A 14,437-nucleotide genomic window follows, 5' to 3' on the forward strand; every position below is an offset into this window, starting at 1 on the left:
GAGGTCCCATGATTTCGAGTGTGCTGGTCGCCAACCGGGGCGAGATCGCCTGCCGAGTCTTCCGAACCTGCCGTGAGTTGGGAATCCGAACCGTCGCCGTGTACTCGGACGCGGACGAAAACGCCCTCCACGCGCGCGTGGCCGACACCGCGGTACGCCTGCCGGGATCGACGCCCACCGAGACGTATCTGCGCGGCGAACTGATCGTGAAGGCCGCGCTGACGGCGGGCGCGGAGGCGGTGCACCCCGGGTACGGCTTCCTGTCCGAGAACGCCGACTTCGCGCGGGCCGTCCTCGACGCGGGCCTGGTCTGGATCGGCCCGCCGCCCGAGGCGATCGAGGCGATGGCCTCCAAGACCCGTGCCAAGGAGCTGATGGCGGCCGCCGGGGTGCCGTTGCTCGCGCCCCTGGATCCAGACGCGGTGACCGAGGCCGATCTGCCGGTCCTGGTGAAGGCGGCGTCGGGCGGCGGCGGCCGCGGCATGCGGATCGTCCGCGAACTCGCCGATCTCAAGGGCGAGTTGGAGGCCGCGTCGGCCGAGGCGCTGAGCGCCTTCGGGGACGGCACGGTCTTCGTCGAGCCGTACGTCGAGCACGGACGCCATGTCGAGGTGCAGATCGTCGCCGACACGCACGGCGCCGTGTGGGCGTACGGCACCCGCGACTGCTCCCTCCAGCGCCGCCACCAGAAGGTGATCGAGGAGGCACCCGCGCCGGCCCTCGCCCCCGGTGTCGAGGAGCGCCTGCACTCCGCGGCGACGGCCGCCGCCCGCACGATCACCTACGCGGGTGCGGGCACCGTCGAGTTCCTGGTCTCCGGGGACGACGTCCACTTCCTGGAGATGAACACCCGCCTCCAGGTCGAACACCCGGTGACGGAGGCGGTGTTCGGCATTGACCTGGTCGCCCTGCAGCTGAGCGTCGCCGAGGGAGCGCGCCTGGACGGCGAACCACCGCAGTCGTCCGGCCACGCGGTCGAGGCCCGCCTCTACGCCGAGGACCCCGCCCAGAACTGGGCCCCGCAGACCGGCACCCTGCACCGCCTCTCCGTACCCGGCATCCGCCTGGACACCGGCTACGAGGACGGCGACACGATCGGCGTCCACTACGACGCCATGCTCGCCAAGGCCGTCGCGTACGCCCCCACGCGCGCGGAGGCGATCCGCCGGCTGGCCGGAGCCCTTGAGCGGGCCACGATCCACGGCCCGGTCACCAATCGCGACCTCCTCGTACGCTCCCTGCGCCACGAGGAGTTCACGACGGCCCGCATGGACACGTCCTTCTACGACCGCCACCTGGCCGCCCTCACCACGGCCGCCCCGGACCCGTACGCCCCGTTGGCCGCCGCCCTCGCGGACGCCCACGGCCGCTCCCGGTTCGGCGGCTGGCGCAACCTGCCCTCCCAGCCCCAGACCAAGCGCTACGCCTCGGCGCACGGCGAACACGAGGTTCAGTACCGGCACACCCGCGAGGGCCTGACGGCCGACGGTGTCCGCGTGCTGAGCGCCGCCGCGGATCTCGTCGTACTCGAAATCGACGGCGTACGCCGGAAGTTCGACGTCACCCGCCACGACGACGACCGCGTCTACGTGAACACCACCGCGCTCACCGCCCTGCCCCGCTTCCCGGACCCCACCGCCCAACAGTCCCCCGGCTCCCTCCTGGCCCCCATGCCCGGCACGGTCGCCCGAATCGCCGACGGCCTCACCACCGGCTCCGCCGTACAGGCCGGAGACCCCCTCATCTGGCTGGAGGCGATGAAGATGGAACACAAGATCACAGCCCCGGCGACAGGCACGCTGACGGCCCTGCACGCGACTCCGGGGCAGCAGGTCGAGGTGGGCGCGCTGCTGGCGGTCGTCCAGCAAGAGGCGCCCCGATAGGGGCGCGGGGCCGGGTCGATCATGCGGTTCCGCCGCGTGGGCGCGACCAGCCACAACGAACCCGCACCCTCCACACAACAGAACACCCCTCCCCCTGAGGAGCCCCCAATGACAACCGTCCTCGAAACGGACGAACACAAGGCCCTCCGAGCAGCCGTGGCCGCCCTCGGCAACCGCTACGGCCGCGAATACCTCACCAAGGTCGTCGCGGCGGGCGCCCACCCCGACGAACTCTGGTCAGAGGCGGCCAAGCTCGGCTACCTCGGCGTCAACCTCCCCGAGGAATTCGGAGGCGGAGGCGGCGGCATCGCCGAACTCTCCATCGTCCTTGAGGAGTTGGGAGCCGCGGGCTGCCCCCTCCTCATGATGGTCGTCTCCCCGGCCATCTGCGGCACAGTGATCGCCCGCTTCGGCACAGAAGCCCAGAAACAGGACTGGCTCCCGGCCCTGGCCGACGGAACCCGCACCATGGCCTTCGGCATCACCGAACCCGACGCCGGCTCCAACAGCCACCGCATCACCACGACCGCCCGCCGGGACGGAACCGACTGGATCCTCACGGGCCGCAAGGTCTTCATCTCCGGCGTGGACATCGCGGACGCCACGCTCATCGTCGGCCGCGCGGAGGACGCCCGTACGGGCAAGCTCAAGCCCTGCCTGTTCATCGTCCCCCGCGACGCCCCCGGCTTCGAGCGGCGGCAGATCGACATGGAACTGCACGGCGCGGAGAAGCAGTTCGAACTCACCCTCGACGACGTACGCCTGCCCGCCGACGCACTCGTCGGAGACGAGGACGCGGGCCTGCTCCAGCTCTTCGCGGGCCTCAACCCCGAGCGCATCATGACCGCCGCCTTCGCGATCGGCATGGGCCGCTACGCCCTCTCCAGGGCCATCACCTACGCCCGCGAACGTACCGTCTGGAGGGACCCGATCGGCGCCCACCAGGCGATCGCGCACCCCCTGGCGCAGGCACACATCGAACTCGAACTCGCCCGCCTGATGATGCAGAAGGCGGCCTTCCTGTACGACTCCGGGGACGACGCGGGAGCCGGAGAGGCCGCCAACATGGCCAAGTACGCGGCCGCCGAAGCCTGTGTGAAAGCGGTCGACCAGTCCGTGCACACCCTCGGCGGCAACGGCCTGACGGGCGAGTTCGGCCTCGCGTCCCTCATCACGGCATCCCGGGTGGCCCGGATCGCGCCCGTCAGCAGGGAGATGATCCTCAACTACGTCTCGCACCAGACCCTGGGCCTGCCGAAGTCCTACTAGCACTATCTCCCCTACAGCTTCCGGCCGAGCCTCCGGTTCGACTCCTGAAAGGGCCCGCCATGGTGTTCCGCAGCGAGTACGAAGACGTCCCCGCCGTCGAAGAACCCATCCACGAGGCGGTGCTGGGCCGCGCCGCCTCCCGGGGCGACACACCCGCGCTGATCGACGGCGTGGACGGGATGGCCCTCACCTACGCCCAACTCGACACGTTCCACCGGCGGGTCGCCGCCGCGCTCGCCGACCTCGGGGTCGGCAAGGGGGACGTGCTGGCGCTGCACAGCCCCAACACCGTCGCCTTCCCCGTGGCGTTCTTCGCCGCCACGCGCGCGGGGGCTTCGGTCACGACCGTGCATCCGCTCGCCACGCCCGAGGAGTTCGCCAAGCAGCTGCGGGACTGCAGGGCCGAGTGGATCGTCACCGTGTCACCGCTCCTGGACACGGCCCGTACGGCGGCCGAACTCGCGGGCGGCGTACGGGAGATCTTCGTCTGCGACCAGGCACCCGGGCACCGCTCGCTGCTCGACATGCTGGGCTCCACGGCCCCCGAGCCGCAGATCGACATCGACCCGGTGGAGGACGTGGCGGCCCTCCCGTACTCCTCCGGGACGACCGGCATCCCCAAGGGCGTGATGCTCACCCACCGGAACATCGCCACCAACCTCGCCCAGCTGTCGCCCACCATGCCGATGGGCCCCGGCGACCGCATCCTCGCCGTCCTGCCGTTCTTCCACATCTACGGGCTCACGGCCCTCATGAACGCGCCGCTCAGGCAGGGCGCCACCGTCGTCGTACTGCCGCGCTTCGACCTGGAGACGTTCCTCGCGGCCATCGAGAAACACCGCATCACCGGCCTGTACGTGGCCCCGCCGATCGTCCTCGCCCTCGCCAAGCACCCGGCCGTCGAGGGCTACGACCTGTCGTCCCTGGAGTACATCATCAGCGCGGCCGCGCCCCTGGACGCCGAACTGGCGGAGGCCTGTTCGCGCAGGCTGGGACTGCCGCCGGTCGGCCAGGCGTACGGCATGACGGAACTCTCGCCCGGTACGCACGTCGTGCCCCGGGACTCCGCTAACCCGCCTCCCGGAAGCGTCGGAAAACTCATCCCCGGCACCGAGATGCGGATCGTCTCCCTCGACGACCCCGGCAAGGACGTCGGCGTCGACGAGCGCGGCGAGATCGTCATCCGCGGACCACAGGTCATGAAGGGCTACCTCGGCCGCCCCGAGGCGACCGCCGCCATGATCGACGAGGACGGCTGGCTGCACACCGGGGACGTCGGGCACGTCGACGCGGGCGGCTGGCTGTACGTCGTCGACCGCGTCAAGGAACTGATCAAGTACAAGGGCTTCCAGGTGGCCCCCGCCGAACTGGAGGCCCTTCTGCTCACGCACCCCGGCATCGCCGACGCCGCCGTCATCGGCGTCTACGACAGCGACAACAACGAAAGGCCGCACGCGTACGTGGTGCGCCAGCCGGCCGCGGAGGACCTCACCGAGGACGACGTGATGGGGTACGTCGCCGAGCGCGTCGCCCCGTACAAGAAGATCAGGCAGGTCGTCTTCATCGAAGGCGTGCCCAGGGCGGCCTCCGGCAAGATCCTGCGCCGGGAACTGCGGGAACTGCGGGAGCTGAGGGAACTGAGGGAGCGCGCATGACGGTGGTACGGCGGGCGCACGAGCGCGGGATCACCACCCTCGCGCTCGACGCGCCCGAGCGGCGCAACGCCCTCTCCGCCCGACTCGTGGGGGAGCTGGCGGACGCGCTCACGGAGTGCGGCAAGGACGGTGACGTACGCGCCGTCGTCCTCACCCACACCGGCAACACCTTCAGCGCGGGCGCGGACCTGCGCGACCCTCCCGACCCCGACGTCCTGGTCGCCCTGCTGCGCCAGATCGTCGAACTGCCCAAACCCGTCGTCGCCCGCGTCACAGGACATGTGCGCGCGGGCGGCCTCGGACTGCTCGGCGCCTGCGACATCGCCGTCGCCTCCCAGGAGGCCACGTTCGCCTTCACGGAGGTACGCATCGGGGTCGCCCCGGCCGTGATCTCGCTGCCCCTGCTGCCGCGGCTCGACCCGCGCGCGGTGGCCCGTTACTACCTCACCGGGGAGAGGTTCGACGCGGACGAGGCCGCCCGGATCGGCCTCGTCACGGCGGCGGGCGAGGACGCCGACGACGTACTCGCGCCCGTGCTCGACGGACTGCGTCGGGCCTCCCCGGACGGACTGGCCGAGACGAAACGGCTGCTCACGGCTAAGGTGCTGGACACCTTCGACCGGGACGCGGCCGACCTCACCGCGCTCTCGGCCCGGCTGTTCTCCTCCGCGCAGGCCCGCGAGGGAATGACGGCCTTCCTCGAACGACGGGATCCCTCATGGGTGTGGTGAACGGCGGCGCGACGACCGGCGGCGTGCTGAACGGCGCGCCGCCGGCCGAGCGCGTACCCAAGCAGGACCGCAGCCGGGCCACCCGGCAGCGCCTCCTCGAAGCCGCGGTCGCCTGCCTCGCCGAACACGGCTGGGCCGGCTCCACGGTCTCCGTCGTCGCCGAACGCGCCGGCGTCTCCCGGGGCGCCGCCCAGCACCACTTCCCGACCCGCGAGGACCTCTTCACGGCAGCCGTCGAGTACGTCGCCGAAGAACGCTCCACCGCCCTGCGCGACCTGTTCCCCGACGGACCCACGGACCGCCACACGGTCGTCGCCGCCCTCGTCGACCTCTACACGGGCCCCCTCTTCCGCGCCGCCCTCCACCTCTGGGTGGCCGCCTCCAACGAGGACCAACTACGCCCCCGCGTAACGGAGTTGGAGGCCCACGTCGGCCGCGAGACCCACCGCATAGCCGTGGAACTCCTGAACGCCGACGAAACCCGCCCCGGCGCCCGGGAAACCGTCCAGGGCCTCCTCGACATGTCCCGGGGCCTGGGCCTGGCCAACCTCCTCACGGACGACAAGGCCCGCCGCGAACGAGTGGTCGCCCAGTGGTCGAAGATCCTCGACGGGGTGCTGGGCTGAGGGCTCCCGCCCTCACGGACTGAGTCGCTCCACCCGCCACGACCCGTCCTCCCGGACCACATAGCGCAGGCGGTCGTGGAGGCGGTTCTCGCGGCCCTGCCAGAACTCGACCGTCTGAGGAGCGACGCGGAAGCCGCCCCAGTTCGGGGGGACCGGGACCTGCTCGCCCTCGGGGTAGCGCGCGGCCAGTTCGGCGTACGCGGAGTCCAGTTCGGCACGGGATGAGATCACCGCGGACTGGGTGCTGGTCCAGGCGCCGAGCTGCGAGCCGTGCGGACGGGTGCGGAAGTACGCGGCCGTCTCGTCGCGGCCCGTGCGCCGGGCCGTCCCGCTGACGATGACCTGCCGGGCCATCGCGTGCCACGGGAAGAGCAGGGAGACGTACGGGTTGGCGGCGAGGTCGCGCGCCTTGCGGGACTCGTAGTTGGTGAAGAAGACGAATCCCTGCTCGTCGTACTGCTTCATGAGGACCGTGCGGGAGCTGGTCCGTCCCTCGGCGTCCGCGGTGGAGACGACCATGGCGTTCGGCTCGTACAGCAGGCCGTCCCTCGCGGCCAGGGCGAACCAGCGCCCGAACTGCTCCATCGGGTGGTCGGCCAGCTCTGTCTCGTCGATTCCCTCGGCCCGGTAGTGCTTGCGCATCAACGCCGGGTCGAGGACGGGTTCACGGTCGGTCACGCGGTCATCCTGCCGCATTCCGAACGGCGGCAGAGGGGCTCCCGGCGGGCGTGGCCTTCATCACGCCATGGCACTCAGTGCCGCGTACTCTCCCCAAAGGTGACACCAAGGGATATCGTCCTGCTTCCGAAACGGTTGGGTGACCGCCATCCGGACGGGGCATCACCGGGGTGACGTACGGACCGCGAGTCCACGAGGCGACCGCGGAACCGGACGGCCACCACCCATCACAGACATATGGTCACGAGCACCCTCGCACACCCCACAAACCATCTGTCGCACACATCATGAGGAGCCGCCTGATGTCCGACTTCGTACCCGGGCTCGAAGGAGTCGTCGCTTTCGAGACGGAGATCGCCGAACCGGACAAGGAGGGCGGCGCCCTGCGGTACCGGGGCGTCGACATCGAGGATCTGGTCGGCCACGTCTCCTTCGGCAACGTCTGGGGGCTGCTCGTCGACGGAGCCTTCAACCCCGGCCTGCCGCCCGCCGAGCCGTTCCCGATCCCCGTCCACTCCGGTGACATCCGCGTGGACGTCCAGTCCGCGCTCGCCATGCTGGCACCCGTGTGGGGCCTGCGCCCCCTCCTCGACATCGACGAGCAGCAGGCCCGCGCGGACCTCGCTCGCGCCGCCGTCATGGCCCTCTCGTACGTCGCCCAGTCCGCCCGCGGCCCGGGCCTGCCCATGGTCCCGCAGCGCGAGATCGACAAGGCCCGGTCCGTCGTCGAACGCTTCATGATCCGCTGGCGCGGCGAGCCCGACCCCAAGCACGTCGCGGCCGTCGACGCGTACTGGACGTCCGCCGCGGAGCACGGCATGAACGCGTCCACCTTCACGGCCCGCGTCATCGCCTCCACCGGCGCCGACGTGGCGGCGGCCCTCTCGGGTGCCGTCGGCGCCATGTCCGGCCCGCTGCACGGCGGCGCCCCCTCCCGCGTCCTCGGCATGATCGAGGAGATCGAGCGCACCGGCGACGCCGACGCCTACGTCCGGCAGGCCCTCGACAAGGGCGAGCGGCTGATGGGCTTCGGCCACCGCGTGTACCGCGCCGAGGACCCCCGCGCACGCGTCCTGCGCCGCACCGCCCGCGAACTCGGCGCCCCCCGCTTCGAGGTCGCCGAGGCCCTGGAGAAGGCGGCTCTGGCGGAGCTCCACGCCCGCCGCCCGGACCGCGTCCTCGCCACGAACGTCGAGTTCTGGGCCGCCATCGTCCTGGACTTCGCCGAGGTCCCGGCCCACATGTTCACCTCGATGTTCACCTGCGCCCGCACCGCCGGCTGGTCCGCGCACATCCTGGAACAGAAGCGCACGGGCCGGCTCGTACGACCCTCCGCACGCTATGTGGGACCGGGCACCCGCAACCCGCGCGAGATCGAGGGCTACGAGGACATCGCCCACTGATTTCTCATGCGTGCTGGGCCCATGTGTGCTGGGCCCATGTGGCGGCTCTCCATGGGGAGCCGCCACACCCGTCTCACGCGGGTCACCCGTCTCAGCCGGGTCACGCGGGGACCAGCAGCTCCGCGTGATGGCGGGCCGCGACCAGCGGATGCGCCCGCAGCTTGCCCTTCAGCTCGTTCCGCCCGTACTCCGCGAAGAGCGGGTTCGCCGGGTCGCTCGTCACCCCGGGTGCGGCGGAGGCGTACGGGAAGGGCAGCGGCTCGATCCGGGCGTCGAGCCGGGGGTTGTAGAAGAAGGGAACGGAGAACCGCTCACTGTCGCCCGGCGGACTGAACACCCGGTGGTTGGTGGCGACGAGATACCCGTCGGTGGCGACTTCGAGCAGCTCCCCCAGGTTCACCACGAACGCCCCCGGGACCGGCGGCACGTCATGGAACAGCCCGTCCTCGCGCTGCACCTGCAACCCGCCGACCTGGTCCTGCAACAGCAGCGTCAGGAACCCGTAGTCCTTGTGCGCCCCGACGCCCTGACCGGCGCCGTCCCCCGCACTGCCGGGATACCGGACCAGCTTCAGATGGGGATGGGCACGCTCGCCGAACACGGGCTCGTAGAAACCGGCGGGCGCGCCGATGGCGGTGAGCAGCTCGCGAAGAAGCCGCGCCGCGACGGAGCTGAGCCGGTCGATCCACGCCAGCGCGGCGGTACGCAGCTCCGGCAGCGCGGCGGGCCACTGGTTGGGCCCCTCCAGCCACCAGTACGCGGGCTCACCGGGACCGGGGGTCCGCGCGGGCCGTTCCGCCCCGATGTCGACCTGGTCGCGCCAGTCCTGGCTGCCACCCGTGCGCTCGTCACCGGTCCGCGTATAGCCGCGGAAGTGAGGCGAGTTGACGTTGTCGATCGCGAGCCGGTCCGCCTCCGGAAGCGCGAAGAACCGACGCATCGCGCCGAGCAGAGCGGCTGTCTCGCCTTCCCCCACCCCGTGCCCCACGAGTTGGAAGAACCCCACGTCGTGCGCGGCACTGTGCAACTGCGCGTGCAGCAGCGCACGCGCCTGCGGCCCACGATCGGCCGCGGAAAGATCGATGATCGGAAGCTGCTGATACGGCTGATACGGCGAAGGCGAATGGGACTGATACGGCTGATCCGACGGGTTCATCGCCACGTTCAGGTTCGTCATGGTGTGCGTCCGCATGGTTTACGGGCCCGGGGCAGCCGCCGAGGGTGGGGCGGGCCCGCAGGTGCCAGGTGAAGGAGAGAGAAAGGGGGGCTGAGGTCAGGCGGAACGCCGACAGCCCATGCTCGTGACGCGCACGTAGTCCACGTGTCGGCGTCGAACGAGCATCGGAAGCATGGCGCAAGCCTACTCCGGCTCGCCCAATGCGCCAGTGCCCCACCTCACAAGCCTGCGAAACGCAGACGACCCGCGAACTCTGGTTCCCTCCGAGGAGGGAGCCGGCCGGACTTACCGGCGAGCTCGCGGGTCGGGTGACTGCTTGAGATTGGGCCGGCTGCACGCTCATCTCACGCGCTGGTCCGGCACCGCACTGAATGTGGTGACGGGCCGCTAGCCCGCAGCCACCTCTCCTGTCCGGTTTTCATACATCTGCCGAACCACCTCCTTTCCGGAATGGCCATACTCTAGGAACTGGTCGCACGTCGCTCAACCGGTTTTCGCGATGGGGACGGCAGGGGCTCTTGCCTGGCGGCGTACCCGTATCCATCGCCCCGCTGCACGAGCCGCAGGTTCCAGTGCGAAACGTTGATCCGGCCCTGTGCCGTCGCGAGGCTGTGCTGTCCTCTGGCTCGTACGGAGATCCGCCCCGTCCACGTGCCTGCCCACTTGCCGGTCGGCATGTTCGCCCGTACGAGATCCCCGGTGACGTACCCGAAATGCTGTTTCGCGCGGGCCCGCCGAAGGCGAGGGAACCCGAACCGGTCCGGTGTGGTGCGGGCGTACGAGCCGCGTCCAGTGGCCTTGACGATGAGGACCTGTACCGGCAGCCGGACGATCGCGTCGCCGCTCTCGTGATCCAGACGCCCGACGGACAGGGCGTCCAAGGTGTGGGTCTTGCCCAGCCCCATGGCTGTGCGGTTCCACTTGGTACGGCCGCCCGACCACGCGTGGACCGGTCTCCCGAGGGTTTCCAAGGCCTCTGTGAGCTGCCATCGGGTGGCGTTCATGGCGGCGGCGTCATGGAGCGGTGTCCTGACCTGTCGGAGGATCTTTGCGAGGCGGTCGGGTCGGTGGGCCAGAGAGATTTCGACGGGCGTGCTTCCTTTGGCCTGGTTGCAGGGAACGCAGGCGAGGACGAGGTTCGAGACGCGGTCTGAGCCTCCACGACTCCGGGGCCGGAGATGGTCGATGTTCAGAGGTACGCCGGTGGCGTCGCAGTAGGCACAGGCGTGGTTCCACTTGGTGAGGAGGTAGGAGCGGATTTCGGTTCCGGCGAGCGTGCCCTGTTGCCGCTCGGCTCCGGTGAGGGGCTTGCCTGCGCTCATGGCGTGGGTGTCGAAGGCGACGCGTTCCATGTGGATCTCGGTGACGGGTGCGTATCGGCACATGCGCCTGGTCAGGGAGGCGGTGGTGTCGACGCGGTGGCGCAGTGAAGGAGGCAGCCATCCTCCGGGGCGGGTGCGGTTGTTCGAGCGGGGTGCTCGGTAGCGGCAGTTGGCGGACCGTCGTCTGCGCCGGTATCCGGCGCGCTGTTGCATGCACATGCGGATCTGATCGCCCCGGTGCTGGAGTTCGACTGAGATCAGCCCGCGCCGGACGGTGACAGTGCCCCCTTGCCCGTCGGCTTCCTTCTTCTCGTCGGTGAGCGCGAGGCCCGTGCCCTTGGAGCCGGGGTCGATGCGTAACTGCACGCCATCGACCTCTGACTCGGCGAGGGTGCGGTCCTTCAACCGGATGGTGAAGGGAACCTGCCTGGCGACCACGGCCCGCCCTTTGCCGAGGAGTTCGCGTGCGCGGGCGGGATGGCAGGGCATGAGGGGCCGACCGTCCTTGGAGAGGACGAAGACCCTGCTCGCGCCGATGCCACCGGCGTACGTATGGCCCTGTGTGGGAACGTCACCGCTCCCGTTCTCTGCCGTCTCCATCGCCGATGCGCTGGTTTCGGCGTGACGCCGACGGGGTCCGGTGCCGCGCCCGTCGGTCTCCCCTCGCCCATGTTTCCTGCCGGTGCCCCGCGCGGTGGCGGGGTGTCCGTGAGCCGTTTCGTCCCTGCTCCCAGGGGTGTCTGCTCCCACGGATTCCAGAGCAGGCTGCTGAGGAAGCACAGCCTGGTGGGTCTGCCCGCCTGCGGGAAACGTAGTCATCGAGGGCACCTCCCTGATCTTTGGATCGTGATGACTGGGGCTGGTCACTCGGCCTGTGCGTAACAGGCACAGGCTGCGGCTTGCGGCCGAGGAGCGAGTGACCTCCTTTCGGCGTGTGCAGACGACGCTAGCGATCAAGGGCCCCGAGGAAGCCGATCTCCTCCGGAAACGCCCATCCGTGCGAATCGGTCCCATTCCTCGAACGCCCACCCGATCTTGCTGTTATGTACGCCGACCCGGCGGCGCCTGCTGTGACCTGGGACCCCGCCGATCCGCACTTTCCCGTCGGGGATCCTGGTGTCCGGTGCGGCTGCGTCCATGTCGGGCCTCCGAGCCTCGGCGGCCTGGGCCCCACACAACGATTTCCTCAATCTTGTGGGAACCAGATGTGGGCTGCGTCACGTTCGAGTTGAATGATTCCTAGTGAGTGATTCGTAGTGAGTGAAGTGAGTGATCAGACGCGCGGGCACACCGCGCAGGACACGCCGACACGGCCTGCAGGGGGTGCCAGGTGAGTGCTTCGCGGCGTAGTGGGACCACGGACGAGCTCGGGCCGCAGGAGCCCGAGCGGGACGGGGCCGATCTGCTCGCCGCTCTGCTCGACGGGATGGACGCGGCGCTGTGCGCGTTCGACGCCGACGGAGTGGTGACGCACTGGAACCGGGAGGCGGAGCGGATCCTCGGCTGGACCGCGGCCGAGGCGGTCGGACGGCAGGGGTTCGCCGGCTGGGCCGTGCGGCCCGCGGACGCCGAGGAGGTCGAGGGCCGGCTGCTCTCCGCGATGCAGGCACCCGGACGGCAGGTCCACGAGTTCGCGCTGCTCACCAAGGACGGCGGCCGGGTGCTCGTACGGACCCAGTCCGCCGCGGTGCCGGGTCCCCACGGGAAGCCGGCCGGGGTGTACTGCGCCTTCAGTGAGGTGCACGCGCAGATCGATCTGGAGCGGTCGATCGCGCTGAGCGAGGCGCTGTTCGACGACGCCTCCTGGGGCGTCGTGCTCGTCGACGCCGATCTGCGGCCCGCCGTCGTCAACGCGCACGCGGCGCGCGCGTTCGGCGCGGGGCGTACGGCTGTACTGGGGCGCCCCCTGGGCGAGCTGCTCGCCCAGGGCGTGGAGGAGCTGGAGAGTGCGCTCACGCACGTCCTCGCGGAGGGCGCTCCGCCCGCGCCCGCCGAGATGTGGGTGACCGTGCGGACCGACGAGGGCGAACAGCGGCGGTGCTGGCGCAGCGGGTTCCTGCGGCTCGCCTCGCCGCTCGCGGAAGAACCGGTTCCGTTGGGGGTGGGGTGGCTCTTCCAGGACGTGACCGAGGCCAAGCAGACCGAGCAGGAGGCGGCGCTTCTGCGGTTCAGGACCAACCAGCTGCACCGGGCCGCGCGTGCCGCCGCCGAGTGCGAGGATCCGGCGGAGGCGGCGAGCGTCCACCTCGACTTCGCGCTGGCCGGCTTCGCCGACCACGCGCTGATCGACCGGGTGGCCGGTGGCGCCGTGCCCGACGGCGAGGGTCCTGTCCGGCTCGTACGGGCCGCCGCCACGCCCTCCGGGGCGCCGGGGCCGAGCCTTCCCGCGGGGCGTGCGGGGCTGCCCGTGCGGTATGCCGACGGGCATCCGGCGCTTCAGTGTGTGGAGCGGATCGGGTCCGTGCGTGCCAGTGCGGGGGCGGCGCGTGCGGGGGCCGGGGCGAGTGAGCCCGAGCGGGCGCGTGAGTGGGCCGTTGCCCGGCAGTGGCCTGCGGACTCCGTCCACGCCTTGTGTGCGGTTCTGCGCAGTCGGGGGCGGACGTTGGGTGTCGTCACGTTTCTGCGTGGGTCCAGTCGTACGCAGTTCGAGCGGCTCGATGCCACGTACGCGGAGGATGTCGCCGTTCGGATCGCGACGGCTCTGGACCTGGGGGAGACGCTGGAACGGAGGGGGTGAGGGGGGTCTCGCCCCCGCCGCCCCTACCCATGCCCGTCCCTTGCTCGGGGGCTCTGCCCCCGAACCCCCGTATCGCGCTGCCGCGCCCGTCCTCAAACGCCGGACGGGCAGGGCACTCAACGGCGGTAGAAGATCCGGTCCCCGTACTCCTCGAACACGCGGCCGTTCCACTCGTGGCCGCCGTCGACGTTGCCGGAGCGCAGGAGTGGGGGCTCGATGCCGCGGTCCGCGAGGGTGCCTGCCGCCGTGGCCATGACGGCCTGGAGGAGGGCGGAGGTGACGACCGTGGAGGCGGGCGCGAAGGGCGCAGGGACGGTGTCGAGCGTGAGCTCCGCGTCGCCGATCGCGATCTTCGAGTCGAGGACGACGTCGCAGTGGTCCTTCAGATACGTACCCGAGGTGTGCCGGGACTTCGTCTCGGTGGCGTACGCGACCGACGTGACCCCGATGACCTTGAGGCCCAGCGCGCGGGCGTTCATCGCCATCTCCACGGGCAGGGCGTTGCGCCCGGAGAGGGAGACGATCACGAGTACGTCGCCGGAGCGGGCCGGGCTGGTGTCGAGGACGGCGCTCGCCAGGCCGTCGACCCGCTCCAGCGCGGAGCCCAGCGTCGCCGGCATGACGTCCACCCCGACGGCGCCCGGCACGGCGAGCAGGTTCATCAGCGCGAGGCCGCCCGCCCGGTACACGAGGTCCTGCGCGGCCAGCGACGAGTGACCGGCGCCGAACGCGAAGAGCCGCCCGCCGTCGGCGACCGTGTCGGCGATCAGCGTCCCGGCGGCCTCGACGGCCCCGGCCTCCTCGTCCCGCACCCGCTGCAGCAGGCCGATCGCGGCGTCGAAGAACTGCCCGGCCAGCTTGCTGTCGCCCATGCGCGAAGCCCTCTCTCCCCGTCCACCCGGTCGTGTCGCGGATCACGTTGCGGTCTGGACCAGTGCTGTGTCAATACGGTCGGC

General features: G+C 70.8%; 11 protein-coding genes. 7 read left to right on the plus strand and 4 right to left on the minus strand.

The window, feature by feature from the left end; genetic code table 11:
- The first annotated feature begins 8 nt into the window (after positions 1 to 8).
- From ACZ5VQ_RS19735 to ACZ5VQ_RS19755, 5 genes are all read left to right on the plus strand, one after another.
- Positions 9 to 1,883 carry an acetyl/propionyl/methylcrotonyl-CoA carboxylase subunit alpha gene (locus tag ACZ5VQ_RS19735; RefSeq protein WP_469106002.1) on the plus strand — a complete coding sequence of 625 codons (1,875 nt, stop codon included), beginning with the start codon at positions 9 to 11 and terminating at the stop codon, positions 1,881 to 1,883.
- Between the two features lie 108 nt (positions 1,884 to 1,991).
- Positions 1,992 to 3,152 (plus strand): acyl-CoA dehydrogenase family protein, encoded by a 1,161-nt coding sequence (locus ACZ5VQ_RS19740; protein WP_469106003.1) that lies wholly within the window; start codon positions 1,992 to 1,994, stop codon positions 3,150 to 3,152.
- Between the two features lie 62 nt (positions 3,153 to 3,214).
- Entirely contained in the window at positions 3,215 to 4,807 is a 1,593-nt protein-coding gene (locus tag ACZ5VQ_RS19745) for a 4-coumarate--CoA ligase family protein (RefSeq protein WP_469106141.1), read from the plus strand.
- Positions 4,804 to 5,538 (plus strand): enoyl-CoA hydratase family protein, encoded by a 735-nt coding sequence (locus ACZ5VQ_RS19750; RefSeq protein ID WP_469106004.1) that lies wholly within the window; start codon positions 4,804 to 4,806, stop codon positions 5,536 to 5,538. The genes ACZ5VQ_RS19745 and ACZ5VQ_RS19750 overlap by 4 nt, the downstream gene beginning before the upstream one ends.
- Positions 5,526 to 6,164 carry a TetR/AcrR family transcriptional regulator gene (locus ACZ5VQ_RS19755; protein WP_469106005.1) on the plus strand — a complete coding sequence of 213 codons (639 nt, stop codon included), beginning with the start codon at positions 5,526 to 5,528 and terminating at the stop codon, positions 6,162 to 6,164. The genes ACZ5VQ_RS19750 and ACZ5VQ_RS19755 overlap by 13 nt, the downstream gene beginning before the upstream one ends.
- 12 nt (positions 6,165 to 6,176) lie before the next feature.
- Here the strand turns inward: ACZ5VQ_RS19755 and pdxH are convergent, their stop codons facing one another.
- Positions 6,177 to 6,860, minus strand: coding sequence for a pyridoxamine 5'-phosphate oxidase (gene pdxH, locus ACZ5VQ_RS19760; RefSeq protein ID WP_469106006.1), 684 nt, complete (start codon positions 6,858 to 6,860; stop codon positions 6,177 to 6,179).
- Positions 6,861 to 7,144: 284 nt separating this feature from the next.
- Here pdxH and ACZ5VQ_RS19765 point away from each other — a divergent pair, with 284 nt between their 5' ends.
- The gene (locus ACZ5VQ_RS19765) at positions 7,145 to 8,245 is read left to right on the plus strand and encodes a citrate synthase 2 (protein WP_469106007.1); all 1,101 of its coding nucleotides are present in this window, start codon (positions 7,145 to 7,147) and stop codon (positions 8,243 to 8,245) included.
- A gap of 100 nt (positions 8,246 to 8,345) precedes the next feature.
- Here the strand turns inward: ACZ5VQ_RS19765 and ACZ5VQ_RS19770 are convergent, their stop codons facing one another.
- Entirely contained in the window at positions 8,346 to 9,401 is a 1,056-nt protein-coding gene (locus ACZ5VQ_RS19770) for an isopenicillin N synthase family dioxygenase (protein ID WP_469106142.1), read from the minus strand.
- A 482-nt stretch (positions 9,402 to 9,883) separates the two neighbouring features.
- On the minus strand, positions 9,884 to 11,344 hold the full coding sequence (iscB, locus tag ACZ5VQ_RS19775; protein WP_469106008.1) for an RNA-guided endonuclease IscB: 1,461 nt from the start codon (positions 11,342 to 11,344) through the stop codon (positions 9,884 to 9,886).
- Positions 11,345 to 12,074: 730 nt separating this feature from the next.
- Here iscB and ACZ5VQ_RS19780 point away from each other — a divergent pair.
- Positions 12,075 to 13,481 carry a PAS domain-containing protein gene (locus ACZ5VQ_RS19780; protein ID WP_469106009.1) on the plus strand — a complete coding sequence of 469 codons (1,407 nt, stop codon included), beginning with the start codon at positions 12,075 to 12,077 and terminating at the stop codon, positions 13,479 to 13,481.
- Between the two features lie 116 nt (positions 13,482 to 13,597).
- Here the strand turns inward: ACZ5VQ_RS19780 and ACZ5VQ_RS19785 are convergent, their stop codons facing one another.
- Positions 13,598 to 14,353: an SIS domain-containing protein gene (locus ACZ5VQ_RS19785; protein WP_469106010.1), complete on the minus strand. Its 756-nt coding sequence runs from the start codon at positions 14,351 to 14,353 to the stop codon at positions 13,598 to 13,600.
- Between the last annotated feature and the right edge of the window lie 84 nt (positions 14,354 to 14,437).

The sequence above is a fragment of the Streptomyces sp. NPDC033178 genome, assembly GCF_055577685.1.

Bases quoted from the DNA above. Each gene is read 5' to 3' on its own strand.
- ACZ5VQ_RS19735 (WP_469106002.1), top strand. From the start codon at position 9: ATGATTTCGAGTGTGCTGGTCGCCAACCGGGGCGAGATCGCCTGCCGA.
- ACZ5VQ_RS19740 (WP_469106003.1), top strand. From the start codon at position 1,992: ATGACAACCGTCCTCGAAACGGACGAACACAAGGCCCTCCGAGCAGCC.
- ACZ5VQ_RS19750 (WP_469106004.1), top strand. From the start codon at position 4,804: ATGACGGTGGTACGGCGGGCGCACGAGCGCGGGATCACCACCCTCGCG.
- ACZ5VQ_RS19755 (WP_469106005.1), top strand. From the start codon at position 5,526: ATGGGTGTGGTGAACGGCGGCGCGACGACCGGCGGCGTGCTGAACGGC.
- pdxH (WP_469106006.1), bottom strand. From the start codon at position 6,860: ATGCGGCAGGATGACCGCGTGACCGACCGTGAACCCGTCCTCGACCCG.
- ACZ5VQ_RS19765 (WP_469106007.1), top strand. From the start codon at position 7,145: ATGTCCGACTTCGTACCCGGGCTCGAAGGAGTCGTCGCTTTCGAGACG.
- ACZ5VQ_RS19770 (WP_469106142.1), bottom strand. From the start codon at position 9,401: ATGAACCCGTCGGATCAGCCGTATCAGTCCCATTCGCCTTCGCCGTAT.
- iscB (WP_469106008.1), bottom strand. From the start codon at position 11,344: ATGGAGACGGCAGAGAACGGGAGCGGTGACGTTCCCACACAGGGCCAT.
- ACZ5VQ_RS19785 (WP_469106010.1), bottom strand. From the start codon at position 14,353: ATGGGCGACAGCAAGCTGGCCGGGCAGTTCTTCGACGCCGCGATCGGC.